The sequence below is a fragment of the Bacteroidia bacterium genome (genome assembly GCA_041391665.1).
Lineage (GTDB): Bacteria > Bacteroidota > Bacteroidia > J057 > J057 > JAGQVA01.
Map to the genome: position 1 here is coordinate 1,797,927 of JAWKNO010000003.1, position 25,381 is coordinate 1,823,307.

A 25,381-nucleotide genomic window follows, 5' to 3' on the forward strand; every position below is an offset into this window, starting at 1 on the left:
ATAGTTTTGCGTCCCAAAAGAAGAATCAGAAATTTCCTTCGAGGTCAATACCTGTAGCCAGTCTTTCGATCGCCACGATATAGGCTGCAATCCTCATGGAGCATTCGTATTCTTTGTGGGTTTCATATACCCGTTCAAATGCTTCGGTAAGAATCGGAAGTGTTTTGGCCTGAATTTCCTCTTCTGAGTAATAATGTCCGCGGCGGTTTTGTACCCATTCGAAGTAGGAAACCGTTACACCGCCAGAATTGGCAAGGATATCGGGCACAATCATTACCCCTTTGGCGTCGAGAATTTCGTCGGCATCGGAGGAGACGGGGCCGTTGGCACCTTCTACGATAAGTTTAGCCTGGATATTGCCTGCGTTGGCGGGCGTGATTACGTTCTCAATGGCTGCAGGAACAAGCACATCTACACGGAGGGTGAGCAACTCTTCGTTGGTAATTCTCGCACCGCCGTCAAATCCTTCAAGGCTTCCGTGGTTGCGCATATGTTTGATTGCAGCGCGAATATCAATTCCTTCTTCGCGATAGAAACCACCGGTATTGTCGCTGATTGCCTGAATCTTCAGGCCTTTGTCGGCAAGAAATTTTGCAGCCCAACTACCCACATTTCCAAATCCGTGGATGGCACAGGTACATTCTTCGGGTTTAAGCGCCAGTTTTTCCATAGCGAGCATTGCAGAAAGCATAACGCCCCAGCCGGTGGCAGGCACACGGCCTTTGGATCCGCCAAGGTGGAGTGGTTTGCCCGTTACGACACCCGGTGTATAGCCGTATGTACGTGAATACTCGTGATAGATCCAGGCCATTTCCCGCTGACTTGTGCCCATATCCGGTGCCGGAATGTCGGAATCTTCCCCAAAAACATCTTTCAGTGCCCGTGTGTAAGCGCGGGTAATGCGCTCCAGTTCATCCGTGCTGCGAACCTTCGGGTTAAGGGTAATCCCTCCTTTTGCGCCGCCGTAGGGAAGTCCTACAAGCGCACACTTGAAAGTCATCCACCCTGCCAGTGCTTTCACCTCGTCGAGATCCACAAAAGGCGCAAATCGAATCCCACCTTTTGATGGTCCCATGACGGTAGAATGAATGACACGGAAACCTTCAAATACACGCGTTGTGCCGTCGTCAAGTTTGACAGGGAGGTTCACGTTGATCACCCTTTCGGGAGCGCCGAGGATATCCCTGAACCGCTGGTCCAGACTGATGAGATCCGCAGCTTCATTGAATCTGGCCATGAACGAATCATACGCCGATGGCCGTTTCTCCTGAGCAATGGTAGCCTTAATTTCTGCCATGATAATTAAATGATTTTTTGCTTTTTGCAATAGTTTCAGGTATAAGACAAAAGGCTAATTTATACAATGCTGAGGGACATTTCAAACACTGATTTTCAATATATTAAACATTTAAAAGAATGTTATTTTCATTGAAAATTTTCAAAATCAAAGCAAAGAAAAATATAAAAACAGGAAAGGTACGGACACATAAATTCCGTCAAACCGATCCAGTATTCCGCCGTGCCCCGGCAAAATATTTCCCGAATCCTTAATGGCCATACTCCGCTTGAACATGGATTCGACCAAATCTCCAAGCTGACTTGTGATACTAATGATCAATGCGACAACCACCCACCGGAAACTCTCCGGAGCCAGCAGATAATCCAGCAATAAACCTGTACCTGCACATAGTACTGCTGCACCGATCGCTCCTTCCCAGGTTTTTTTCGGGCTGATGCGCGGAAACAACGGTCTTTTCCCCATAAACCTTCCGACAAAATATGCCCCGGAGTCAAGTATCCAGGTCAGCCCCAAAATACCCATCGGCAAAGCCGGATCATAATCCATGATAAGGGCCGGGACGGACATTCGGTAAAACAAAAACAGCGGAAGGTAACAATAGACCAGACTCATCAGGATCGCGCTCAGAATCTGTACCGGTTGTACAACTTTGGAATCATATAACATTGTTATTGCCAGAACCGGAAAGGCCATCACGCCCGCGAGTATATAGGGGGTGGCAGGCATTTCCAGAATCGTATCTGCCACAATCTCCAGTAAAAGCAAAATCCAGACAACCGCCGCAAAAATCATCGTCAGCCACCGGTAACGTCGTTTGGTTACGCCAAGCAACCCCAGCATTTCCCAAAGCCCGGCCAGGGCGACGAGGGTACAAAATGCCCAGAGTCCGTAAGGGGAAAAAATAATGGCAGCAATCGTTACAGAACCCGCCACCAATGCAGTAAGGATCCGTTGTACAAGGTTATTATTCATGGGTAATCTGAAGGGAATCAGGTGATTTGTATAGTTTTGTAAAAATCCACAGCAGGATGCCGGTGGCAACCGCAGAAAGCAAGACGATCTCCCAGTCAATACCTACCCCTCCCACAAATGGGGTAAAGGCGGTACTATTGGTTCCGGAAGAAAAATAGACCAGCAAAATTGTAGCAGCATTGTAGCCAAAATGGGCAATAATACAGGGAAAAAGGCGATGTGTTGTATGGAAAAAGTATCCAAGCAGCCAGGCCAGCAAAAGACGGGAAAAAAAGCTAAGAAACTGAAAATGGGCAAAACTGAAGATAATCGCCGCTGTCCATATTGCAATCTGAGGACTCCAGGTATCGCTTAGTCTCTTTTGTAAAAATCCGCGAAAAAACAGCTCTTCACATACCGCAGGCAACAATGCAAAAATGAATAAATTGACAAGTAGCGTACTGATTTTTTGTTCTCCCAGGATCACCATCAGGTGTTCCTGACTTGCCGTCTCCTCACTGGCCCATTGAGACAGCCACTCTTTCCACATCTCAGGCCAAATGCTTAATTCCGGAGAAATATGCACAGCCTGAACGAGCGGAATACTGGTGAAAATAATGAGTACGGGTAGAAAAACAGAAAGCAGGGGAACTGGTTTGTGAAAACCCAGAACCTGCGGAAATATGCCCATCAGCCATGTCATCACCAGCCCACCTACCCCCCAGGTTACCACCTGACTGATGGCCTGCATCAACCTGAAGATCTGTATTCCGTCAGGGTGAATCGCAAAGTTCCCTGTAAGGATTTGGGTAAGCTCACTGAAGTGAAGCCCATAAAACCCTGTCATGATTATTCCCGCAAGTGGCAACAGAACAATCAGTCCCAACGTGTATAAAAACAGACTGAAGAATAAGGCCAGCCTGAGGTTTTTACTGATATGTATTTGTAGAGAATCCAGGGTATTCACAGTAAAATTTTCGAATAAGATAGGTGAATTTATATTTTTCCGCACTATAAGCCGGGGAAATTACAGATAACAGGATGAAGATTAAATCTTTGCGTGTATTTTTGTGGAATTTCCTGAAGCAGATTGTCTTATAAAAAAACTCCGGCGGGGATGGCGTAGGGTCAGGAAATAAATGGCAGATGTATATATGGTGAAAATCGGGAATATAGAAGTAGGGGAATTTCCACTATTGCTGGCGCCAATGGAAGACGTCAGTGATCCGCCTTTCCGCGTTTTGTGCAAGGAATTGGGGGCAGATGTAGTTTATACAGAGTTTATCAGTGCCGAAGGCCTGATCCGGTTTGCAGAGAAAAGTATGATGAAACTGGATATCTATGACGAAGAGCGTCCGGTAGGCATCCAGATATTTGGCAGTGAAATCGAATCAATGCAGGAATCTGCACGGATTGTAGAGCGCTCACAACCCGAATTTATCGATATCAACTACGGCTGCCCGGTAAAAAAGGTCGCATGTAAAGGCGCAGGCGCAGGCATTTTGCTCGATATTCCCAAAATGGAGCAACTGACCCGCGAAATCGTCAACGCAACCCACCTTCCGGTGACGGTCAAAACCCGCCTCGGCTGGGATGACAATACCATCAGGATTCAGGAAGTAGCGCTCCGGCTTCAGGATGCAGGGATCAAAGCCCTGACCATACACGGCCGCACGCGGATGCAGATGTACAAAGGCGAAGCCGACTGGACGCTGATCGGAGAAGTCGCCGCACACCCCGATATCGAGATTCCTATTTTTGGGAATGGCGATGTCGATTCTCCGGAAAAAGCCCTCGAAATGAAACAACGATATCCGGTAAATGGAATCATGATCGGCAGAGCGGCAATCGGTTATCCCTGGATTTTCCGGGATATCAAACACTTTTTCCAGACAGGTGAACATCTGCCAACCCCTTCACTCGCAGAACGGACAGAAGTCTGCCGCCGTCACCTCGAAATGTCTGTCGAGTGGAAAGGAGCGCTTACGGGAATCCGCGAAATGCGCCGCCATTATACCAACTATTTTAAAGGACTTCCAAACTTCAAAACTTTTCGGATGAAACTCGTATCTTCCGAAAATCTGGAAGAACTCAGAGATACACTGGATCATATAAAAACGGTGATTGCACCTGAATATGATCAGGAACAAGCTTTTACAGAGACAGAAACCAATGAACCCGCTCTGATCAATATTCGCTCAGGAACGGATGTGATGGAACGACTGAAAATAACGAACAGTTGAAATGAATTTTTCCCCGGTTTTTCAATTTTCACTGTTTATTGCTTAATTTATCGCTAACTTGCATATCAGGATTGTGTATTAAATCAAATTCTCAAATATTATGGAACGCCGATTGTTGCTTTTGGGTCTGATCCTCGGTTTTTCACTTCGCGCCGCCTTTGCACAAGGGGGAGAAGTGGACGTAACCAAGCTGACAGCCGACACCAAGACCTTCATCTTCAGCAATAACAAGAATACGGTCAAAGGTTATATCTACGAGCAAATGGAGCTGCAAACCTCCTGCTGTGGTAGCGATCGTATTTATCTGGAAGTGAAAATTGACCCATCGGGTTATGTGCTCTATGTAAAGCCCCTGACAGGCAAAAACGATTGTTTTAAGCAGTCAGCCATTGACGTAGTCAAAAATATCAAATGGGATGCGTCTGACTTCAAAGGACCTAAGTCGGTTTACTTTGAAATCAAACCCAGCATTGACTGCTCAGCAGAAAGAGGGAACACCTACACCCAGGTAGAAATAAACAACAACCCGCTCCTCGACAAAATGGGAAATCCGACAGGTACTTCCGGTAATCCGCCAAGTATCGCTTCAGGAACACAACCCCAAACCCAGCCGCAGACTCAACCCCAGACACCCAAAACTGAGCCTGCGGTTGATCCCAATAAACAAATTGCTTCCGGTGATCCGGTAAAACCTACCACCCAGCCTCAGACTGAGCCTGCCCGTAATAATGGTCAGTCCGTAGGTGTTCCCGGAAGCCCAGGAAGACCAACCACGCAACAGGAAAACCCTCAGACAACAACGCCTGCTACTGCTGCCAATACTCAGCCTGTAAAACCGGAAAGTGACGAGCTTCGCGAAGCCCGTGCCCGCGAAGAAGCTGAAAGAATCGCGCAGGAAGAAGAAATCCGCCGCCTCAAAGAGCGTATGGAAAAACTCCGGGCTCAGGAAGAAGAAGCTAAAACGCGCCGACTCGCCGCTGAAAAACAGCAAAGGGAAAAAGAAGAGCGCGAAAAAGCCCGTCAGGAACAAATGGCCGCTGCAAAAAACAGTAAGCCAGAAAGTGGTGGCAATAGTGGTTCGGGAGGAGGACTTTTTCTCGATGAAGAGCCAACAAGTACAGGCAATTCCGGAGGTTCCTTCCCCACTGATCCTCCCGCTGGTGCTTCAGAAGAAGATCGTATCCGCAATGAAATTGCTATGCTGGAGCAACAAAGACGCCAACTGGAAGAATCAAGAAGTGCCCGCGACCGCGAACTCCGCGACAAAGAGCAGCAAAACCAGCGCGATAATCAGGAACTCCTCAAAATTGAAGAAGAAATTCTGCGCAAACAGGAACTGGCCAACCAATCCCGCGAGCAACTGGAACTGGATCGGATGGAGCAGGAACGCCGTCGCGTAGAAGATCAGCGAGTCAGAGAGCAGGATGCTTACCAGCGGATGATGGATGAAATCAAGAAATTACAGGACGAAGCAGCCCGTAAAATCGCTGATCTCGAAAAACAAAAACAGGATCTCGACAACCTCGCCGCTGCCAAACAGGCCCGCGAGCAGGAAATCATGCTCGAAAGAGTCCTCCGTCAAAAAGAACAGGAGCTCCAGCTGGCCAACAAAAGACAGAGCCTGCTCAATAGCAGTACCGTTGCTTTAAACTCCGCTAATCCTGGTGCTGTGGCAATTGATCCTTCTGCGATCCCATCTATGACAACCAAGGCAGACAGTGCCAATTATATGGCGCTTGTACAGGTAGTCAACCAACTCCGCATGGAACTCAACAGACTGCAGGAGCAGATCCGGTTGATGGAAGGTGGTAATACCGGTGTTGCTTCCAGCTCTGGTGGAGACAATAAAAAAACTTCCGGTAAAACAACTACCCCTTCCAACAGTAGCGCCGCTACCGATAACAAGTGGAAAAATATTGATTACAAAAAGCCAGGGGAATCCTCTGAAATCTATGTAGCCAGTACAGCAAAACCTGCAACTCCTCAGGTCGCCGTCGTAAGAGGAAGTGAAGGCAACACACCTTCAAATGAAGGAGACCAAACACCTGTAAAAACCAATAAGGGTGATGAAACTGTTCCTGAATATACACCAGGAAAAGGCTATAGCCCACACCCCAGCCACAAGGAAACTCATGCCAACGTTCCAGGACCCAAATTTTTCCCACGCAACTATGTGGATGGACGCTCTGCCATGAAGGAAAAAATTGCAGAATCCCTGAAAAATGGCGGTGTCTGTGGATTAGGACAAGCGGCATTCTCAGTTACCCTCGATCCTAAAGGAAATGTGATCAACCATAAAGTTCTGGCTACCAACTCTGCCATTGTAGAACTTCAGCTTCGTTCGATTCTCCCTACCCTGAAGTTCAACGAAGTGGACGTTACTTATGATCAGACAATCTATCTGGAATTCAAAGCAGATATCATCTGTGATGGAGCTACTGACAAAGTGGATCTCCACAATGTAGAGTCGATTATCAAAGACTGATCCTGATCTGAAAATATATTTTAAAAGCGTCCCAAATGGGGCGCTTTTTTTTATACATCCCCGTGCTTATCCACATATCCACATACTTGTTTGTGGATAAACTACCACAAACGTGGACAGGTCGTGAAAACCGTGTTGTATTTTTACAAACGCAATTTTTCACACCCCTTTACGGATGAATTCAAACGCAAATTTTAAAGTTGACCCGAGGCTTGCTGCCCTTTTGGGTGAAAATTACAGATCTACCGAACTTGCCATAAAAGAACTCATCGACAACGCCTACGATGCGGATGCCGACAATGTCTGGATTACGCTCCCGACCCCATTAACAAGTGATCCGATCCTGATCGCTGACGACGGAACCGGGATGACCGAAAATGAAATCCGCAACGAATACCTCAACATCGCCAGCAGCCGCGCTTCCCGAAAAGGGGAACGCACCAAAATCAAAAACCGCATGGTGAAAGGCCGTAAAGGTATTGGCAAATTTGCCGGCCTCATGGTCGCCTCTCTTATGGAAGTGCGCACCCGCACCCGTGGTAAAGAAACCTACCTGAAAATATGGCGAGATGAACTGATCCGCGCCAAACACGACCTCGAACAAGTCAACCTGCCCATAGAAACCTCTCTGAGCGACCCCGAAAAATCGGGAACAGAAATTATTCTCAGCGGCATTAATCAAAATTTCACCTTCCCTAATGCCGAAAAACTGAAGCGCATCCTCGTGATGGAATATGGCCGCTTGTCGGATTTTCGCATTTATGTGGATGGCGAACTGGTTGATATCGAAGATATTCCGGGCGACAATTTCGAAAACGATCTTACACTGACAAATGGGGAAACGGTTCATATCCGCTATACTATTTCCGATGGACGCAAACCGCTCCGCCAGTCGGGAATCGCCATACGGGTAGGAGGAAAAATTGTCGGACAACCGCGCTTCTTTGGTCTTGAAGAAAATGATGATATCCCCGCCAAATTGCTGAAAAGAATTTACGGCGAGATTATCGCAGATTCTCTCGAAGCAGATGTCACCGCTGATTGGGGATCTGTGATAGAAAATAGCATTGTCCTTGAAGAAATCAGTGCGCTGATTCGCCCCATACTCGAAAACTCCTTTCGGGAAGTTTACGACAGGGAAGTTTCTATGACCAAAATTCGCCTGAAAAAGCGTATTGATACAGGTCTCTCTCTTCTCCCTCCCTACCGCCGCGCCTACGCACGCAAAGTAACAGATAAAATCCTCCGCAAATTTTACGGAGAAAGTGAATCCCGAATCGGTGCCGTTATCTCTGTTCTCCTCGACTCCTTCGAAAAAAATGACTACTGGATGGTCATGCAAAATTTTGAAGAGTCACGCAAAGGCGAAATGGAAGAACTTACCCATGCTTTTACCGAATTTGGTATACTGGATCTCGCCATGATTGGCCAACAGTCGACACACAGACTGAGTATTATCAAGGATATTGAAAAACTCATTTTCAACCCCGGTACCACGCTAAACCAAATACGCATTGCCCTCACCAATAACCTCTGGATGCTGGGCAACCCCAACTCGCTGGTCTCTACCAACCCCGAACTACAACAGGTTGTGGATATGTATGTGGGCCACAAATTTACCAACGGCCACGCCATTCATGCGCCCAACCTGCTCCTGCTTCAGGACTTCAACAAAGGCTTTGTCCTACTCGACCTCAAAAGGCCAGACCATACGCTCGAAATTCCAGACCGACGCAGAGCCAAAGAGTTTCAGGCAGACCTTCAGGTGTATCTTCCAGGCAGAGATATTGACGTGATTGTCATCGGTGGCGCGCTTAGTCCCGGGATGGTAGGCCAGAAAGCAAGTGCCGATATTCGCTTTTTATCCTACAAAGGCATGCTCTCCGACGCAAAAGTTCAGCTCAACTGGCTGATTGGTGAACTGGAAAAACGCTGAATACAAAAGGATTTTGGTAATTTCCGGCCATGGAATCAAATCAGAAACCCTGGCAGATTTTCACAGATACCGGTGGAACCTTTACCGACTGCGTAGCCATTGACCCGGATGGGAAAACCCACCTGGCAAAAGTATTGAGCAGTAGTGCCCTCCGCGGAAAAATTACAAACAGTGCCTTATCTGGCACCCTGTCGGTCAGTGTAAACTGGGGCGATCATTCCGATATATTCACAGGTTACGAGCTTTTCATTCTGAAATCGGGACGAATAAAACTTGGGACAATAGCCGCTTCAGACCTGACCCGCGGGTTAATTTACCTAAAAGAACCCCTCACAGAACCCATTCAGCCGGGAACTGATTTCGAAATCTCCGCCGGAGAAGAGGCACCTGTACTGGCAACACGCATCGTCACAAAAACCCCGCTTCACCAACCCCTGCCACCAGTAGAAATGCGCATGGGATCTACAAAAGGTACCAATGCACTCCTCGAAAGAAAAGGCGCCCGTACCGCATTTCTCGTTACACGTGGATTTGGCGACCTACTACTAATCGGCAATCAGCAAAGACCCGATATTTTTGCCCTCAACATACAAAAACCCCGGCCTTTTTACGATCTGGTAATTGAAGTTGAGGAAAGGATAAATGCGCAGGGAGAAATTATACAACAGTTGACAGCCATTGAGTGCGACAGAGTCATCGCCCAATTGAAACAATCAGACTGCAAAGCCATTGCCATTTCCTTTCTCCATAGCTACCGCAATTCTGCCCACGAACAAATGATGGCCCAACGTCTGCTTGCGGCGGGGTATTCTTATCTTTCAGTTTCTTCTTCCCTTGCCCCTTCGATCAAGATATTGCCCCGGGCACAAACTGCCGTTGTCAATGCCTACCTGCATCCGGTCATTGACGATTATCTTTCCCGCGTAAAAACACAAATATTAAATGGATCACTTCACGTGATGACCAGCGCAGGAGGGCTGGCCGGAGTGGGACATTTTTTCCCTAAAGACAGCCTGCTAAGTGGGCCGGCAGGCGGAGTAGTTGGTGCGGCAACAGTGGCAGAAGAGGCCGGTTTCGGGAAAATACTATCTCTTGATATGGGCGGAACCAGTACCGATGTCGCCCGTTATGATGGAAAATTTGAATACCAGTTTGAGTCGCAGGTAGGCGATGCGCGGTTACTAAGCCCTTCTCTCGCCATAGAAACCGTAGCCGCTGGCGGAGGTTCTGTCTGCCGGTTTGACGGAACGCGCCTGACCGTAGGGCCCGATAGCGCAGGCGCATTTCCTGGCCCGGCTTGTTATGGAGCCGGCGGCCCGCTGACGATTACCGATGTCAACCTCCTGCTGGGGCGATCTGACCCTTCCGGATTTCAAATTCCGGTGAATATACACTCGGCCAGAGAAGCCTTGCTCTTGGTAAAAGGTACAAGCACCCTGTCGGAAGAAGAACTGCTTCGCGGATTTCTCCGAATTGCCGACGAGCTGATGGCCGGGGCAATCCGCCGTATTTCCGTTAGTCGTGGTTATGATCCCGCAGACTATGCATTGCTTGCATTTGGCGGAGCAGGGGGCCAACATGCCTGCCATGTTGCAGAAATTCTGGGCATTTCTCAGGCTATCTTACCCTGGTATGCTGGCGTGCTCAGTGCCTGGGGAATCGGAAATGCAGTGATCAGCCGGTTTCTTTCCCGCCAGGTGCTCCAACCTTATCGGCCAGACGATCCAACCCTCGAAAAACTGATTGATGAACTAACACAGGAAACACTGGCTCTTGTAAAAAAAGAAAAACACGGCAATGGAAATCCCGCCATTCGAAGTATCAGTCTTTTTCTCAGGCTGATGGGGCAGGAGCATGCGCTGGAAGTTCCCTGGGAAGCGGGAAAAGATGCCCGAAACAGATTCCGGAAGGAATATGAGCAGTTATTTGGCCACTGGGTGGACAACCGCACAGTAGAACTTGAATCTATCAAGGTAGTTGCTGTTTTGGAGCCACCCCAAAAATCTGACAAAAACACGAATACACTCAAAACCTATTTCCCGCAACCCGATCATAATTTCCGGGGAATGCCTGTATTTATCAGAGAAAAACTTTTACCCGGCGCAGAAATCTACGGCCCGGCACTACTTACCAGTGTACATAATACGGCAATTGTGGATGCAGGCTGGTATTGCAGAATAGATGCAGAACGTCAGGCAATTCTACGGAAAGAGGAATCTTTACAGGCAAATGAACACATCCGCAGCGAACACAGCGCCATTCAGCTGGAACTATTCACCAACCGTTTTCGCGCAGTTGCCGATGAAATGGGAGCAGTGCTGGAGCGCACCAGTTTTTCTGTGAATGTCAGGGAGCGACTGGACTTTTCCTGTGCCCTGCTGGATGCTTCCGGCGAATTGATTGTCAATGCGCCACATATACCTGTTCATCTGGGCAGTCTCGGGGTATGTGTGCGGAAGGTCCGGGCATCCATAGCTATCGCCCCGGGAGACATCGTGATTACCAATCATCCCGGATTTGGGGGATCACACTTGCCAGATATTACGCTGATAAGCGGCGTATTTGACGATCAGAAAACGTGCATAGGTTATGTAGCCAACCGCGCCCACCACGCAGAACTCGGCGGCAAACGTCCCGGATCCATGCCACCAGATGCGACCCGGCTTGTAGAGGAAGGGGTGGTGATAGCCCCCATGTATCTGGTGAAAGCGGGTATTCCCCAATGGGAAGCAATCACTGCTCAATTGACGCAGGCCGTATGGCCTACGCGTTCTCCTCAGGAAAACCTCGCAGACCTCAACGGCGGTCTGGCATCTATATATGCAGGAATCAATGGGTTGCAGCAGCTTTGCCGTGAATTTGGCCCGGAGAACGTCCGTACCTATATGCAAAAAGTCAAAGACTATGCAGCAACAGCCCTTTCCCGAAAAATACGCACCTTACCTCAGGGCATATTTTCAGCCAAAGAATACCTCGACGATGGCTCACCGCTGGCTGTTGAAGTAACGGTTGATAAAGATCAGGTCGCAATTTCTTTTGCAGGAAGCGCTGCCGTTCACCCCGGAAATTTGAATGCCAACACAGCCATTGTGCAAAGCGCAGTCATCTATGTACTTCGGTTGATTCTGGATGAAGCGATTCCATTGAATGAAGGATTGATGCAGCGCGTCAGCATGTTTATACCCGAAGGGATATTAAACCCACCTTTCCCGGAAGCCCCCGGAGAATGTCCGGCAGTGGTAGGGGGGAATGTGGAGACCAGCCAGCGGCTGGTAGATACGCTGATCAAAGCTTTTGGCCTTGCAGCTTGCAGTCAGGGAACGATGAACAACCTGCTTTTCGGAAATGATAGCTTCGGATATTATGAAACCATTTGCGGAGGAACGGGAGCGGGTAATGGTTTCCATGGGGCAGACGCTGTGCACCAACACATGACCAATACCCGAATTACCGATCCGGAGATATTGGAATTTCGTTACCCCGTCGTACTCGAAAGATTTGCAATCCGCCAGGAATCCGGAGGAAAAGGCCAATGGCAGGGAGGCAATGGTGTCATTCGGGAAATCAGATTTCTCGCCCCCGTTTCACTTACCTTTTTGTCTCAACACCGAAAAGAAGCGCCTTATGGTATGGCAGGTGGGTACTCTGGTAAATGCGGCAGGCAATGGGTCATAAGAAAAGGCGGTGAGATAGAATTATTGGAAGGGGCAGACGGAATTTTTATTAATCCCGGTGATATTTTTGTAACAGAAACCCCGGGCGGCGGCGGGTACGGGCGTTATAGATGAGCGGAAGATCGAGAGATTATTTCTGCGAATATGCCCTGATACGCAAATAACAAGGGGTACAGGCTGATTATTTCGCGTTTGGTTATGTTATATTTGAGATTGATACGATTTGGGAACTTTCCACTGCCCGCATATCTTTGATACATCTTATTAGGCATTACGCCAGATACAGAAGCTAGGGGTTAGGGTTGACTCTCCCTATGGGATAGAGTCCCCTAATTTTTTAAAAGGAATTCCTTCCAAAAGATTCAAAAAAAAACCAGTCTTTTCAGGCTGGTTTTTTCTTTTCTCAACAAAGATTTGTTGAGCATTATCTTATCAAATGGTTAGCTACAATCAGTTTTTGTGTTTACTGAGGTTGTACATGAAAGAAAGACTGAGCCCTGACGTGTAGAGCTGCTTTTCAAACCCTCTGGCACCAGACCCTTTGGTCCGCTGGACATTCATCTGGAAGTAAGGCTCCACCTGAAGAGCAAAATGGTCGCCAAACTGATACTCCAATCCACCGGCGACATAAATATTCCCTACATACGTATTCAGGCTTCTTTCATCGGTAGGCAGATTTTGCTGGCGGAGAAGATTTCGGTCTACGCCCTGATTGTCAGGCGACCGGGGATCGTACTCCCAGTAATTTTCTGAAATAGAAACCGTGGTTACAATTCCGGTAAGTGCGTAGAGATTAAGCGGAGTGGTGGAAGGGAAATTATACCGGATAAGCAGAGGCGCTTCAATCATTTTAAGGTTAGCATCTACGGCACGATCAAACCGTTGTGGCGCAAATATCTGATATTCAAACCGGAACTGTTTCATGCTGTAATGAATGCCGGAAACAACGCTCCAGTTATCATTAATGAGAAATTCCAAACGGGTACCAGCCATAAAACCTGTTTCCGGGCGATTGCTAAGTTCCGCCTTCGTACGTGTTTGTCCACCATAAACGCCAACCCGAATACCCGGCTCAGGGCGTATTTTTTGAACTGGTTCCGTAGAATAATCAGGTAAAGTATGAAGCGGAGCTAACGTCTGAATATCAGGAGCGTCAAATCCATCAATCATTGAGATCAATGGAATTTCTGTTGTGGTGTGATCAGTATTTTTAGCTTGAGATGCTGAATGCTCAAAATTGCCGGGAAACATTTCCTCATACACAGGTCTCATTGGAATAATTATACCCGAATTGTCAGAAGAAATTTCAGAAGAATTGCCATTGGTTTTTGCCGGGGTTTTAGAAGAAGAGTTTACCGGAGTTATCTGTTTATTGGTCAAAAGATCATGACCAGGAAGCTCATGTGGTTGCCATTGACCAGAAAATGATTCAGACATTGCTTTTCCATTTTCAGGCTGGAACACAGGCGCATGATATTCTACAAAAGATTTTTCCGGGCGGGAGAGATTGTGAATTTCACCCGACCATAGAGAAGTCAAAAAAAGAAGTGCGATAACAGATGCGGCGGAGATATAATTTTTCCAGTTAGCATACCATGCAGGTTCGGCCAGCCCCTCGGAGATAGCTGCCTGATTGAGTATTGCGGCCATGTGGCGCCAGTCTTTTCTGGAAAAGGAGAAGATAAAATTGCCCAGGCTATGTCGTATTGCCTGATCAAATGGAGCAGAAAGCCTGTCGGAGAGATCGTGCCAGTCGGAAGGGTTGTAGGGTACCTGGTAATCAGCCAGTGCTTCGCGCACAGAAGCATCGAAAGGAGATTCATCGAGGTCTGCGGCCAGTATGTTCCAGTCAGCATCCACAAAAGGGAGAGAAAGACCTTCAAGCTTTTGGGCAACGGAAAAATCGAAGGCACCCTCTTCAAGGGCCAATTCCATTTCCTCCCAATCCTGAGGGATGGGGGTTTCCAGAAGCGTAGAGAGTTTTTCTCTGATTTTCAGATCAAAATCATTGGGAATTAATTCCACAAAAACCTCCTCTCCGGCAGCAAGTACTGTCGTAGAGTCTTCAATAGAAGACTGTTCAAACAATTCATCACTCTGATCCAGGTCAAACTCCATCTCCTCCCAATCCGATGGATCGAAAGGAACCTCCAGGCCATGGAGTTTTTCCCAAATGAGCTTATCAAAGTAAAAATCACGCATAGTTGTCGCCTTCCGCTCTTCGCACGATCCTCGATTTGAGGACCATTTGCTGAAGTTTTGCCCTGGCTTTTGCTAAGTTTGATTTGGATGTTCCTTCGCTTATACCTAGTAAATCTCCAACTTCCTTATGAGAATACCCTTCAACTACATACAGGTTAAATACCGTCCTGTAAGCAGGGGAAAGTTTTTGCACCATACCCAGAATTTCTTCCGCACTAAGATCACCCACCACATCCTGAGAATCTGCTTCATGTACAGCCTGATTAATTTCTACCAGATTCGGCCGTTTGGCTGTCTTCCGATAATGGTCAATCGCTGTGTTAATCATGATACGCCTGATCCATGCGCCAAGATTTGTACCACGATTAAATTTTTTCAAATTTTTAAAGACCTTCATAAACGCCTCATGAAGCACATCACGTGCTTCTTCCCTGTCATTGGTGTAGCGCATACAAACGACCATCATGCTGCCGTAAAATTGCTCATACAGCAGTTTCTGATATTTGCGACCACCATTGAGACAACCATCAATTATCTCATCCTCGTGATAATCTTTAAATCTCATTTTATCTTGGTACTTCATCAACGCTAACCTTTTATAAGGGGTTGCTTAACCAGGAAAAAACCCTACCGCACATATTCCCTTTGTATAGTTAAGAAATAAATTTTATAAAAGAAAGACCATCAATTTCCCACTAAGATATATCAGAAGAAGAAAGATTTAGTTAACTTTGGTTTCCTGAACTGGCAAAATGATTTTCCAGATTCACAGGTTGGGTTAGTTTTATTCATCTTTATTTGTTAAATTAACTTTGAATGAACAACCGATGAACCGGTGTTCAACACAGACTTTATATTCGTCTGGGAAACTCCCGGTTTTTCAAGATAAACAAGTAAGAAAACAGATTCAAAACGGTGAACGAGCATACGGCGATTACACAGGATACAGAGTTATCTCAGGCCTTAAAAAGGTATTTTGGATATGATTCATTCAGGGGAAAACAGGAAGTCGTGATCCGGAATGTGATGGCAAAGAAAAATACTTTTGTCATCATGCCTACCGGAGCGGGAAAGTCTCTTTGTTATCAGCTCCCTGCTGTGATTATGGAAGGGACGGCATTGGTCATCTCTCCTCTGATTGCCTTAATGAAAAATCAGGTCGATCAATTGCAGGCCTTCGGTATTGAAGCTGGCTTTCTGAACAGCAGCATGTCCCGGGCAGATTATGATGCGGTAAAACAAAAAGTACTCAGCCGCACGCTCAAATTATTGTATGTAGCGCCTGAATCTCTGGTCAAAGACGAGTTCATCGAATTCCTCCGTCAGGCGCATGTAAGTTTTATGGCGGTGGATGAAGCTCACTGTATCTCCGAATGGGGCCATGATTTCCGTCCGGAATACCGACGCATCCGCGAAATGCTGCTTCAACTTGGCTCGGTGCCCGTAGTGGCGCTCACTGCCACGGCAACGCCTAAAGTTCGTCAGGACATCATTCAAAACCTTCATATTGAAGGGGCAGATGTATTCCTGACCAGCTTCAACCGGGAAAACCTCTATTACGAAATTCGTCCGAAGGTCAGTCCTACGCATGCGACTACGGAAATCATTAAATATGTAAAACAAAATGCCGGAAAGTCGGGCATTATATACTGCCTTAGCCGCAGAAAAGTAGAGGAAAATGCCGAAATCCTGAATGTGAACGGTATCAAAGCCGTGCCTTATCATGCAGGTCTCGATTCTGCTACCCGTACCAAACACCAGGATATGTTCCTCAATGAGGATGTTCAGGTCGTTGTCGCTACCATTGCTTTTGGAATGGGAATCGATAAACCGGACGTACGGTATGTCATCCACTACGATGTACCCAAAAGTATCGAAAGTTACTATCAGGAAACCGGCAGAGCAGGGCGCGACGGTCTGGAAGGCAACTGTATTCTGTTTTACGACTTCAATGATATCGTGAAGCTGGAGAAGTTTATGAAAGATAAACCTGTAAGTGAACGGGAATCGGGAAAACATCTCCTGTATGAAATGGCTGCCTTCGCCGAGTCTGGTACCTGTCGCCGCAAAATGATGCTCCACTACTTTGGAGAAACCTACGAACAGGACTCCTGTGGCGTCCTCTGCGACAATTGCCGATACCCCAAAGAAACCTTCTCCGCCGAAAAATACGTCCTCCTCGCACTCAACGCAGTCATTGCTGTAAATGAGAAATTTGGCCTCACTCACCTGATTAACCTGATCAGAGGAAGCAACAACCAGCAAATTAATCTTTACGAACATGAAAAGCTGGATGTGTACGGAAAAGGAAGTGATCTCGATGAAAAACAATGGAAGTCGATATTTAGTCAACTGATTGTCAATGACTTCCTTCTAAAAGACATAGAAGACTACGGGGTAATCAAACTCGCTGAAACCAGCAAGGCGTTTCTGGAAAGCCCTTATCCGGTCAAACTCGTCAAATTTCAGGATTTTGAACAACTCAAAAGCGCCGCTGTTCCGGTTGAAGACTTCAAAACCTATGATATTATTCTTTTTGACCGTCTCAAAGCGCTCAGAAAAAAAATCGCAAAAGAAAAAGGTATTCCTCCTTATGTGATTTTCCAGGATCCCTCGCTCGAAGATATGTCCACCAAATATCCACTTTCGATTGATGAGTTTCAGAATATCACAGGAGTCGGCAGAGGAAAAGCACAAAAATTTGCCGCACCTTTTATCAAACTCATCAAAGATTACGTTGAAGCAAATGGGATAGAGCGAATGGCTGACGTTGTGGTGAAATCTACCGCGCGTAAGTCTATGAATAAACTTTTTATTATTCAGCATGTGGATCGACGTACACCACTAAATGAAATTGCCGAACTTAAAGGCATGGAGTTTGGGGAACTGCTGGAAAATCTTGAGCAAATTGTGTACTCCGGTACAAAACTCAATATCGACTACTATATTGAAGACAGGGTTGATGAAGAAAAAATCGATGATATCTTCGACTACTTTATGTCCTCAGAGACCGACAGCATAGATGATGCGGAAAATGAACTGGGAGGAAAATATGAGCGTGAAGAAATTCAGCTGGTAAGAATCAAGTTTATTTCCGAAGTAGGGAATTAGCGTATATTTTTATAAAAAATTATCTAAATGGATATCGTTAAAGAATTAGACCAACTGGAAGACAAGTATTATGGCGATTGGGAAGAAGATAAAGCTGCCCTGATTGATGCGCTTCGTCCGATTCACCTGAAAGCACGTGAAAATAAAGATACCTTCAACCGGTTTCTCGTCCAGACCGCAGAGCGGTTTGGCGGTGCTTATATCCCTTTTCTTTTCTGGGAAAAAATTTCAGACTTCCTCGATGCCCCGGAAGAGCGTGTATATATCCACGAACTCATCCGCATTTTTATCAGCAGCAATTTTGAAGAGGAAGAGCAAATGCACATGAAACCCCTGCTGGTAACCTATTTTGCCAAGGAAAAAGAGTTTGAACTGGGCAAAATCAGAGCGCTTGTCGTGGACAAATCGCACCCATCTGTGAAAGATTATTTCTATAAACTCATGAGTTTTGTTGAAAAAAATCAGCGGGCAACAGAAATGTACACGGAGAAGTTTATGCTCCTCAAACATGTACATCCCGATTTCGACTTGCTGAGCATGCCTATCACGCAGCTAAAAGAGAAACTGGAAGGTGCTTATTAAGAAGCATATAGGTAACTACCAAAAAGCCGGCTGAGTCTCAGCCGGCTTTTTGGTTTTCAGAATTGGGAATTGCCAAACCTCATCTGACAGATCCCATACCCCCTGCCGAAGAGGTTGCCTCCCGCTACCTACGAAATAATTTATGACTATTTGCGCAATTTCCCTTCCCGACATTCGGCGGGTATGCTCATAAATCTTTGATTATCACGAATTTGGAAATATTTTTCCACCAATCACAATCCCCATAACTGATGTACGCATAAAAACAGATATGTTAGATTTCGGGAAAAAACGCAGATATACGTGTCAGGTATATCGGGAAAAACACTTCCTCGTCACAAAAAAATACCCCGTTTTGCCTGCCATACATTTAGTCCGAAATCCATTTGATTCAACCGTTGAATTATCTTGTTTTATGATTCCATCTGCCTGTACTCAATGAATCTCCGAAATTAACATGCGTTTTCAGGCGATAATCCTCATCTCTGCCGGATAAGGCAAAAATCCTGTTTCGAAGAAAAAAATTTCCCTTTCTGAATCACTACACACATATTGGCCACAAAACCACAAAAAAACCATACAGACCAAAACAAAATATTCAGGTTGCAAAAAAGTGATAAAGGTCAATGTAATATCTGGAATATCAATCACTCAGATTAATGCTTCACTCCCGTTATATTTGATTTCATGCACTGATTAAATGCACGGGTCATTATGGTATCTAAGCTAATAACCCTCCAAAACTGGTGGGAAGCCCTTGACGATGATTGGCAGGAACTGATTATAGATCAGTTGGAACTTAATGGTTGCTTCTCCGAAGCAGACATTGAATTTGTGCTTACACTTACAGAACTCGATTGTAGCCGTTCTGCCATTACCGACCTTGCTCCAATAGCTGCACTTACACAGCTTGAATCGCTGGATATAAGCGAAACCAGGATTTCTGATCTTTCGCCACTGCTTCATCTTCCCAAACTGAAGGAGTTACACGCTACTTTTTGTGGTGAACTCAACCTTTCTGTTCTGGAACAAATGCCACAGTTGGAAGTACTCGATATTTCTTATCCACAGGAAATGTGTTCCCGTCTGCCCGATCTGAGTCTGATGGAAAACCTCCGGGAATTGTACTGCAACGCATGTGGCCTGGCCACAGTGGTACCATTTATAGGAAATAACCGGGTAGAAGTTATTTGCGCATTTTTCAACCCAATACCCGGAGCAGAAATCTCCGCCTATCGTGAAATGACGCCAGGCTGCAAAATATTATTTTGAGAAGGATCGCTTAGCGTATCCACTCTGATTTTGCATCTCCCCACAGGTTTTCAAGCCTGTAGAAAGATCTTACATCCCGAAGAAAGATGTGGATGACAATGTTTCCATAGTCAAGCAGTACCCATTCTCCATGTTGAAGGCCTTCTTTACTGATAGGTTTTTCACCAACCCTTGCCATAAATTTCATGGCAGAATCTGCGAGCGACTGCACATGCCGGTCGGAGGTACCCGTACAAATCACAAAATAATCGGTAATCGCTCCATCTGTTTTCCGCAGATCCATCTTCACAATATCCTGTCCCTTGATTTCCAGAAGGCCTTTTACGGCTACATCGGAAAGTGCTCGCGCATCCAATAAAACTTGTGTCATTCAGTAGAATTATACGTGTTTGTAGTTTTTAATTAAATTTAAGCCTTTAATCATAAAATAAAAAGCCTGGCGATATGCCTGAGACAATTTTTACAGGAAAAAATCGAATTGATCTTCCTGAAATACCCTCTACGAATAACTACGCATACGCGTTACTGGCTTCTCAACCTCCGGAAGGTACGCTTATTACCACAATCAACCAAACTCAGGGCAAAGGACAAAAAGGCAATGTATGGTCTGTACGCCCCGGGCAAAACTTAACTTTCAGCGTGATTTTTTATCCGGAATTTCTTACCCCGGACAAAGTTTTTATGCTTAGTAAGGTCGCCAGCCTCGCGGTCAGAGATGCGATCTCAAAATTTCTTCCCATGGAAGACATCTGGATTAAATGGCCCAACGATATTTTACTGAACCGGAAAAAAGTGGCCGGAATCCTGATTGAAAACCAACTGGAAGGCATGGGAATCCGGTCAACCATCATCGGTATTGGCCTGAATGTCAATCAATTGATCTTCCCCCCGGAAATTGAAGACCGGGCGGTTTCCATGCGAAAATATCATCCACACGATCTTGATCTTGAAAAAGTCCTCCAGCAATTGCTGTTTGACCTGGAATCGTGGTACCTTGCCATTCGTAATGGTAGTGCAGAGACTGCCAACCGGGCATACTTTAGCCATTTGTACGGCTACCAGGAGCCAGTAGAAATGAAAATACAAAACCGAAAAATTACAGCATCCATCGCAGGCGTAAGTCCCGGCGGAAAACTCGCCGTTCAATTCGGCGAAAAGCTGCAATATTTTGACTTTAAGGAAATTGAATTTGTGATCTGAAACCAGCTTTACCATTGGAACTGGCAATTGATATTGGAAATACAAGGACTAAACTTGGGCTTTTTCAGCAAAATGAATTGGTCCAAACCTGGAATGTGCCTTCGACAGACCTGGAAACCTCTATTTCTACCTGTCTCAGGGAAATAGAACAATGCGAAATTTTGCATTGTGGCTGGATCAGTGTAAATAAACCGGCAGATATTGCCAGTTTTACTGTCTGGGGGGAATTGACTTTTCCTGCAACCGTTCGCCAGATAAAAGTAATGGATCACTTGCCGATCGTCAATCATTATGCAACACCTGAAACGCTGGGGATTGACCGAATCGTTGCTGTAATCGGCGCTCAGACCCTGGCGCCGGGAAGTGCGGTACTCGTAATAGACGCCGGAACAGCGATTACTTATGATTTTGCTACCGCAGATAATATTTATCTTGGCGGTGGAATTGCCCCTGGCGTAAATATGAGATTGAAATCGCTTCATACTTTCACAGCCAGGTTGCCGCTCGTAGAACCCCGGGAAGATGTGCCGCTCATTGGAAACAGCACTGAAACCGCCATCAGATCTGGCGTTATAAACGGGATGCGGGAAGAAATTTCGGGCACGATAACCCGCTATCATGCAACCTTTGGAGACCCATTTTCCGTCTTCATTACGGGCGGAGATTTACATCTCTTTGAAAATCATTTGAAAAACCTCAATTTTGCAGACACTTTTCTAACCCTTAAAGGGATAAACCATATTCTGACCTTCAAAAAACCCTTATGAACAGGAGACGATTCGCAGTTGTTTGGATTTGCCAGCTCTTTCTGGTTTGTTCCCTCCATGCCCAGGAATTAACACTCAGCCCCTATTCCCGCTACGGAATCGGCGATATTCTGAGCAGTACAACTACCCGCAACGCCGGTATGGGAGGTATTGGCATAGCTTCCGACAACTATTTTTCCATCAACAGGGTAAATCCGGCTTCCTACGGTGATCTTGTTTTTACGACATTCGACATTTCTGCTTTCGGGCAGCTCAGCCGGTTAAAATCTACTCAAACCAAGGAATCTCAGTTTTCGGCGGGATTTCACGATATAGGATTTGGATTTCCTTCCAATAAAAGTCTTGTATTGGTGATGGGATTTGCCCCATTCAGTGCAGTCGGATACAAAATCGTTGACCTGAAAAATGTTCAGCTGGGCGACTCCTCCTATATTCAGGAGACCCAATACTCCGCCAACGGTGGAATCAATCAGGCTTACATTGGCGCTGCAGCTCGCCTCATGAAAAGAAAACTCCGAATCGGCGTGAATGCCCGGTATCTTTTTGGCAACACTACTTACAACTGGCTGGTTTTGCTTCGCAATTCCGATTCTACGGTAGTCGACAACTTCCAGCTGATATCCGCCAACCGCGATGTATATCTCAAAGGATTCAGCACACAAGTTGGCCTTATTTATCAAGACACCATCAACAAAAAGGATAATATTCTTTTCAGGTTTGGTGCCACCACTGACTATAGCCTCAACCTGAAAGGCGACCGGGTAACTGAATTTGACAATGGGCAGGTACTCGATACTACCAGCCGCGGATTTCAAACAGGAAACATTTCACTTCCTTCCAGCATCGGTGTCGGATTTATGGTTAATAAACCCGGGTACTGGTCTGTCGGACTCGATGTGATGTACAGAAACTGGAAAAATTTCCAATACTTCGACGACGTCACGACATTGGGTAACGAACTCCGCGTTGGTGCCGGGACCGAGTTTTCTCCCAATCCCCAGTCTGCGAAATATTTTAACCGGGTCAGCTATCGATTTGGCGCTTACTGGCAACAAACGTATCTCCAACTGGAAAACAAACCCATTCAGGATTATGGCATTACCATGGGTATCGGTCTGCCTTCAGGGTTGAAAGGAAACTCCCGCCTCAATCAGGGCCGGGCAACTTCCCGAATTAACCTGAGCCTGGAACTCGGACGCCGCGGTTCGATCAACTCTCAGCCGCTGGAAGAATTATACGCCCGAATCCGGCTGGGATTCAGCCTGAATGATCGTTGGTTTATCCGGAGAGTTGTTGATTAATTTTCATGAAACTACTTACTCCTGAGATATTCCCCGATTACGAGCTGATCGATAGCGGAAACGGCGAAAAAATTGAGCGCTTTGGGAAGTATATTCTCATTCGCCCGGAGCCACAGGCCGTCTGGAGCCGGGCGATGGCAGAAGCCGAATGGCGAAAAATTGCCCACGCCCGGTTTGCACAGGAAGGCAGCCACTCCGGAAACTGGGAAAAGCTGAAATCTATTCCCGATCAATGGTACGTTTCCTACAATTATAAAAAAGCGAAACTTCAGTTCCGGCTGGGGCTTACAGCCTTCAAACATGTAGGCATTTTCCCGGAACAAGCGGTGAACTGGGACTTTATCTACGAATCTGCCCGATCGATCCCCAACTGCCGGGTACTCAATCTTTTTGCTTATACCGGCGGTGCTTCACTCGCTGCGCGCGCTGCCGGTGCAGATGTAACGCATTGCGACTCCGTAAAAAATGTCCTCAACTGGGCCAATCACAATATGCAGTCCAGTGGTCTCGATGATATCCGCTGGCTGCTTGAAGATGCCTTCAAATACACCAAACGCGAGGCCCGCAGGGGAAATACCTTCAACGGCATCATCCTCGATCCGCCTGCCTATGGCCATGGCCCCAAAGGCGAAAAGTGGAAACTCGAAGACATGATCAACGAGCTGACAGAAAGTGTGGCGGCCATTCTTGACGAAAAACAGTTTTTCCTCGTTTATAACAGCTACTCACTCGGTTTTTCCACCCTCGTGATCGAAAACCTCGTGAAAACCCATTTCCCCAAACAACTTCAAAAAGTAACGCCCGAAACCGGAGAGCTGTACCTCAGCGAGCGAAGCGGGAGAAAGTTGCCGGCAGGAATTTTTGTGCGCTTCTCCAATTCCTGATTCATAAATATTTTCCTGATCAGGTATCTTTCCCAAAGAAAAAAATAAATATTTACTGGCATTTGTTATGCTTGCATACTAAATTTGTGTAAAGCCAGGGACTATGATCAGCCAGATTATCTTCTTACTTCTCGCAGCCGGAGCCTTAGGTTTTTTCGGGTTGCAGGTAAATCAGATCCGCAAAAATATTCTGCTCGGCAGGCCCGACGATCGCTCGGGAAACAGCAACGAGCGTTTTCAAAAAATGCTGCTGGTAGCGTTTGGCCAGCAAAAGATGTTTCAGCGCCTGTTGCCGGCAGTTCTGCATTTTTTTATTTACGCAGCATTTCTCCTCACCCAGATTGAGCTCATCGAAATTTTTGCTGATGGACTCAGCGGTTCTCACCGCTTGTTTGGCTCATTTTTGGGAGGATTTTATACATTCCTGATCAGTTTTATCGAAGTGCTTTCTCTCCTGGCGCTTGTTGCCACGGTCACTTTCCTCGCAAGGCGCAATCTTTTGAAGATACCGCGGTTTCACAAAGACGAGATGACCGGCTGGCCCAAACTCGACGGTAATATTATCCTCTACCTGGAGATTCTGCTGATAATATTTATTTTCACGATGAATGGCGCCGACGAGGTTTTATATAACCTGGGAGCGACACATGCAGCCGGAGCACAGGGAGCCGGAAGTTTTGGTTTTGCTGTCAGCCGCTGGCTCGGGCCGGCACTATTTGGCAATATCACCAGCGAAACCACCCTGCATATCCTCGAACGAATCGGCTGGTGGGGCCATTTAATGGTCGTGTTTGGATTTATGATTTACCTTCCCATCTCCAAACATTTCCATATCATCATGGCATTTCCCAACACCTGGTATTCGGATCTCAAACCCGCCGGGCAATTTTCCTCCCCGCAGAATATTCAGGAGGAAATCAAAGCCATCATGGATCCCTCCTATACACCCGCAACCGTCGAAAATCCGCCTCACCGATTTGGTGCCAGAGATGTAACCGACCTCACCTGGAAAACCCTGATGGACGCCTATACCTGCACCGAATGCGGGCGTTGTACCTCCGTATGCCCGGCAAACCTGACAGGAAAAAAACTTTCACCCCGGAAAGTTATCATGGACATCCGCGACCGGCTGGAAGAAGTGCAGAAATACAAACTCACTCCCGACGAACAGGGGGTACTGACAGGCACAGAAGCAACCGCAGAGGCTGCATCCCATACCTTGCTGGGGCATTACGTCACAGAAGAAGAACTCAGAGCCTGCACGACCTGCAATGCCTGTGTGGACGCCTGCCCGGTGAATATCAACCCTGTTACACCGATTATCGAGATGCGCAGGTATCTGGTGATGGAAGAATCCAAAATGCCCGATGAATGGGCGGGAATGTCGGCCAATATCGAAAACAATGGTGCACCATGGGCATTTCCTGCCGCAGACAGATTCAACTGGTCAGAAGGCGTATAATCATCCAACTT

18 protein-coding genes are annotated in these 25,381 nt (G+C 46.6%); 12 read left to right on the forward strand and 6 right to left on the reverse strand.

Annotation, left to right across the window (positions count from 1 at the left end):
- Positions 1-25 precede the first annotated feature (25 nt).
- The 3 genes from R3D00_30080 to R3D00_30090 form a co-directional block, all read right to left on the reverse strand.
- Positions 26-1,297, reverse strand: coding sequence for a Glu/Leu/Phe/Val dehydrogenase (locus R3D00_30080; GenBank protein ID MEZ4777463.1), 1,272 nt, complete (start codon positions 1,295-1,297; stop codon positions 26-28).
- A 147-nt stretch (positions 1,298-1,444) separates the two neighbouring features.
- Positions 1,445-2,272, reverse strand: a complete 828-nt coding sequence (locus tag R3D00_30085; GenBank protein MEZ4777464.1) for a phosphatidate cytidylyltransferase — start codon at positions 2,270-2,272, stop codon at positions 1,445-1,447.
- Positions 2,265-3,218 (reverse strand): CPBP family intramembrane glutamic endopeptidase, encoded by a 954-nt coding sequence (locus R3D00_30090; protein ID MEZ4777465.1) that lies wholly within the window; start codon positions 3,216-3,218, stop codon positions 2,265-2,267. The genes R3D00_30085 and R3D00_30090 overlap by 8 nt, the downstream gene beginning before the upstream one ends.
- A gap of 187 nt (positions 3,219-3,405) precedes the next feature.
- On the opposite strand from R3D00_30090, the gene dusB reads away from it, so the two are divergent.
- The 4 genes from dusB (at position 3,406) to R3D00_30110 (ending at position 12,703) form a co-directional block, all read left to right on the forward strand.
- Entirely contained in the window at positions 3,406-4,494 is a 1,089-nt protein-coding gene (dusB, locus tag R3D00_30095) for a tRNA dihydrouridine synthase DusB (GenBank protein ID MEZ4777466.1), read from the forward strand.
- Between the two features lie 100 nt (positions 4,495-4,594).
- Positions 4,595-6,979 carry a hypothetical protein gene (locus R3D00_30100; GenBank protein ID MEZ4777467.1) on the forward strand — a complete coding sequence of 795 codons (2,385 nt, stop codon included), beginning with the start codon at positions 4,595-4,597 and terminating at the stop codon, positions 6,977-6,979.
- A 175-nt stretch (positions 6,980-7,154) separates the two neighbouring features.
- Entirely contained in the window at positions 7,155-8,915 is a 1,761-nt protein-coding gene (locus R3D00_30105) for an ATP-binding protein (protein MEZ4777468.1), read from the forward strand.
- 29 nt (positions 8,916-8,944) lie between these two features.
- On the forward strand, positions 8,945-12,703 hold the full coding sequence (locus R3D00_30110; protein MEZ4777469.1) for a hydantoinase B/oxoprolinase family protein: 3,759 nt from the start codon (positions 8,945-8,947) through the stop codon (positions 12,701-12,703).
- 336 nt (positions 12,704-13,039) lie between these two features.
- Here the strand turns inward: R3D00_30110 and R3D00_30115 are convergent, their stop codons facing one another.
- Both R3D00_30115 and R3D00_30120 read right to left on the reverse strand, forming a co-directional pair.
- On the reverse strand, positions 13,040-14,791 hold the full coding sequence (locus R3D00_30115; protein ID MEZ4777470.1) for a porin family protein: 1,752 nt from the start codon (positions 14,789-14,791) through the stop codon (positions 13,040-13,042).
- Positions 14,784-15,356, reverse strand: coding sequence for a sigma-70 family RNA polymerase sigma factor (locus R3D00_30120; GenBank protein MEZ4777471.1), 573 nt, complete (start codon positions 15,354-15,356; stop codon positions 14,784-14,786). Before R3D00_30120 ends, R3D00_30115 begins: the two co-directional genes overlap by 8 nt.
- A gap of 350 nt (positions 15,357-15,706) precedes the next feature.
- Here R3D00_30120 and recQ point away from each other — a divergent pair, with 350 nt between their 5' ends.
- The 3 genes from recQ to R3D00_30135 all read left to right on the forward strand — a co-directional run bounded on the left by recQ (position 15,707) and on the right by R3D00_30135 (position 19,756).
- Complete coding sequence (gene recQ / locus R3D00_30125; protein ID MEZ4777472.1) at positions 15,707-17,902, forward strand: DNA helicase RecQ; 2,196 nt, start codon at positions 15,707-15,709, stop codon at positions 17,900-17,902.
- A 27-nt stretch (positions 17,903-17,929) separates the two neighbouring features.
- Positions 17,930-18,484, forward strand: coding sequence for a hypothetical protein (locus R3D00_30130; GenBank protein ID MEZ4777473.1), 555 nt, complete (start codon positions 17,930-17,932; stop codon positions 18,482-18,484).
- A gap of 714 nt (positions 18,485-19,198) precedes the next feature.
- Complete coding sequence (locus R3D00_30135; protein MEZ4777474.1) at positions 19,199-19,756, forward strand: leucine-rich repeat domain-containing protein; 558 nt, start codon at positions 19,199-19,201, stop codon at positions 19,754-19,756.
- A 10-nt stretch (positions 19,757-19,766) separates the two neighbouring features.
- Here the strand turns inward: R3D00_30135 and rsfS are convergent, their stop codons facing one another.
- The gene (gene rsfS / locus R3D00_30140; protein MEZ4777475.1) at positions 19,767-20,126 is read right to left on the reverse strand and encodes a ribosome silencing factor; all 360 of its coding nucleotides are present in this window, start codon (positions 20,124-20,126) and stop codon (positions 19,767-19,769) included.
- 74 nt (positions 20,127-20,200) lie between these two features.
- On the opposite strand from rsfS, the gene R3D00_30145 reads away from it, so the two are divergent.
- The 5 genes from R3D00_30145 to R3D00_30165 all read left to right on the forward strand — a co-directional run bounded on the left by R3D00_30145 (position 20,201) and on the right by R3D00_30165 (position 25,370).
- The gene (locus R3D00_30145; protein MEZ4777476.1) at positions 20,201-20,956 is read left to right on the forward strand and encodes a biotin--[acetyl-CoA-carboxylase] ligase; all 756 of its coding nucleotides are present in this window, start codon (positions 20,201-20,203) and stop codon (positions 20,954-20,956) included.
- Between the two features lie 14 nt (positions 20,957-20,970).
- Positions 20,971-21,723, forward strand: a complete 753-nt coding sequence (locus R3D00_30150; protein MEZ4777477.1) for a type III pantothenate kinase — start codon at positions 20,971-20,973, stop codon at positions 21,721-21,723.
- Positions 21,720-23,024, forward strand: a complete 1,305-nt coding sequence (locus R3D00_30155; GenBank protein ID MEZ4777478.1) for a hypothetical protein — start codon at positions 21,720-21,722, stop codon at positions 23,022-23,024. Before R3D00_30150 ends, R3D00_30155 begins: the two co-directional genes overlap by 4 nt.
- 5 nt (positions 23,025-23,029) lie before the next feature.
- Positions 23,030-23,908, forward strand: coding sequence for a class I SAM-dependent methyltransferase (locus R3D00_30160; protein ID MEZ4777479.1), 879 nt, complete (start codon positions 23,030-23,032; stop codon positions 23,906-23,908).
- Positions 23,909-24,011: 103 nt separating this feature from the next.
- Positions 24,012-25,370 carry a (Fe-S)-binding protein gene (locus R3D00_30165; GenBank protein MEZ4777480.1) on the forward strand — a complete coding sequence of 453 codons (1,359 nt, stop codon included), beginning with the start codon at positions 24,012-24,014 and terminating at the stop codon, positions 25,368-25,370.
- Positions 25,371-25,381 lie beyond the last annotated feature (11 nt).

What these genes read in the sequence shown, in the direction of transcription:
- R3D00_30080 (MEZ4777463.1), bottom strand. Translation starts at nt 1,297, where the DNA reads ATGGCAGAAATTAAGGCTACCATTGCTCAGGAGAAACGGCCATCGGCG.
- R3D00_30085 (MEZ4777464.1), bottom strand. Translation starts at nt 2,272, where the DNA reads ATGAATAATAACCTTGTACAACGGATCCTTACTGCATTGGTGGCGGGT.
- dusB (MEZ4777466.1), top strand. Translation starts at nt 3,406, where the DNA reads ATGGTGAAAATCGGGAATATAGAAGTAGGGGAATTTCCACTATTGCTG.
- R3D00_30100 (MEZ4777467.1), top strand. Translation starts at nt 4,595, where the DNA reads ATGGAACGCCGATTGTTGCTTTTGGGTCTGATCCTCGGTTTTTCACTT.
- R3D00_30105 (MEZ4777468.1), top strand. Translation starts at nt 7,155, where the DNA reads ATGAATTCAAACGCAAATTTTAAAGTTGACCCGAGGCTTGCTGCCCTT.
- R3D00_30110 (MEZ4777469.1), top strand. Translation starts at nt 8,945, where the DNA reads ATGGAATCAAATCAGAAACCCTGGCAGATTTTCACAGATACCGGTGGA.
- R3D00_30115 (MEZ4777470.1), bottom strand. Translation starts at nt 14,791, where the DNA reads ATGCGTGATTTTTACTTTGATAAGCTCATTTGGGAAAAACTCCATGGC.
- R3D00_30120 (MEZ4777471.1), bottom strand. Translation starts at nt 15,356, where the DNA reads ATGAGATTTAAAGATTATCACGAGGATGAGATAATTGATGGTTGTCTC.
- R3D00_30130 (MEZ4777473.1), top strand. Translation starts at nt 17,930, where the DNA reads ATGGATATCGTTAAAGAATTAGACCAACTGGAAGACAAGTATTATGGC.
- R3D00_30135 (MEZ4777474.1), top strand. Translation starts at nt 19,199, where the DNA reads ATGGTATCTAAGCTAATAACCCTCCAAAACTGGTGGGAAGCCCTTGAC.
- rsfS (MEZ4777475.1), bottom strand. Translation starts at nt 20,126, where the DNA reads ATGACACAAGTTTTATTGGATGCGCGAGCACTTTCCGATGTAGCCGTA.
- R3D00_30145 (MEZ4777476.1), top strand. Translation starts at nt 20,201, where the DNA reads ATGCCTGAGACAATTTTTACAGGAAAAAATCGAATTGATCTTCCTGAA.
- R3D00_30155 (MEZ4777478.1), top strand. Translation starts at nt 21,720, where the DNA reads ATGAACAGGAGACGATTCGCAGTTGTTTGGATTTGCCAGCTCTTTCTG.
- R3D00_30160 (MEZ4777479.1), top strand. Translation starts at nt 23,030, where the DNA reads ATGAAACTACTTACTCCTGAGATATTCCCCGATTACGAGCTGATCGAT.
- R3D00_30165 (MEZ4777480.1), top strand. Translation starts at nt 24,012, where the DNA reads ATGATCAGCCAGATTATCTTCTTACTTCTCGCAGCCGGAGCCTTAGGT.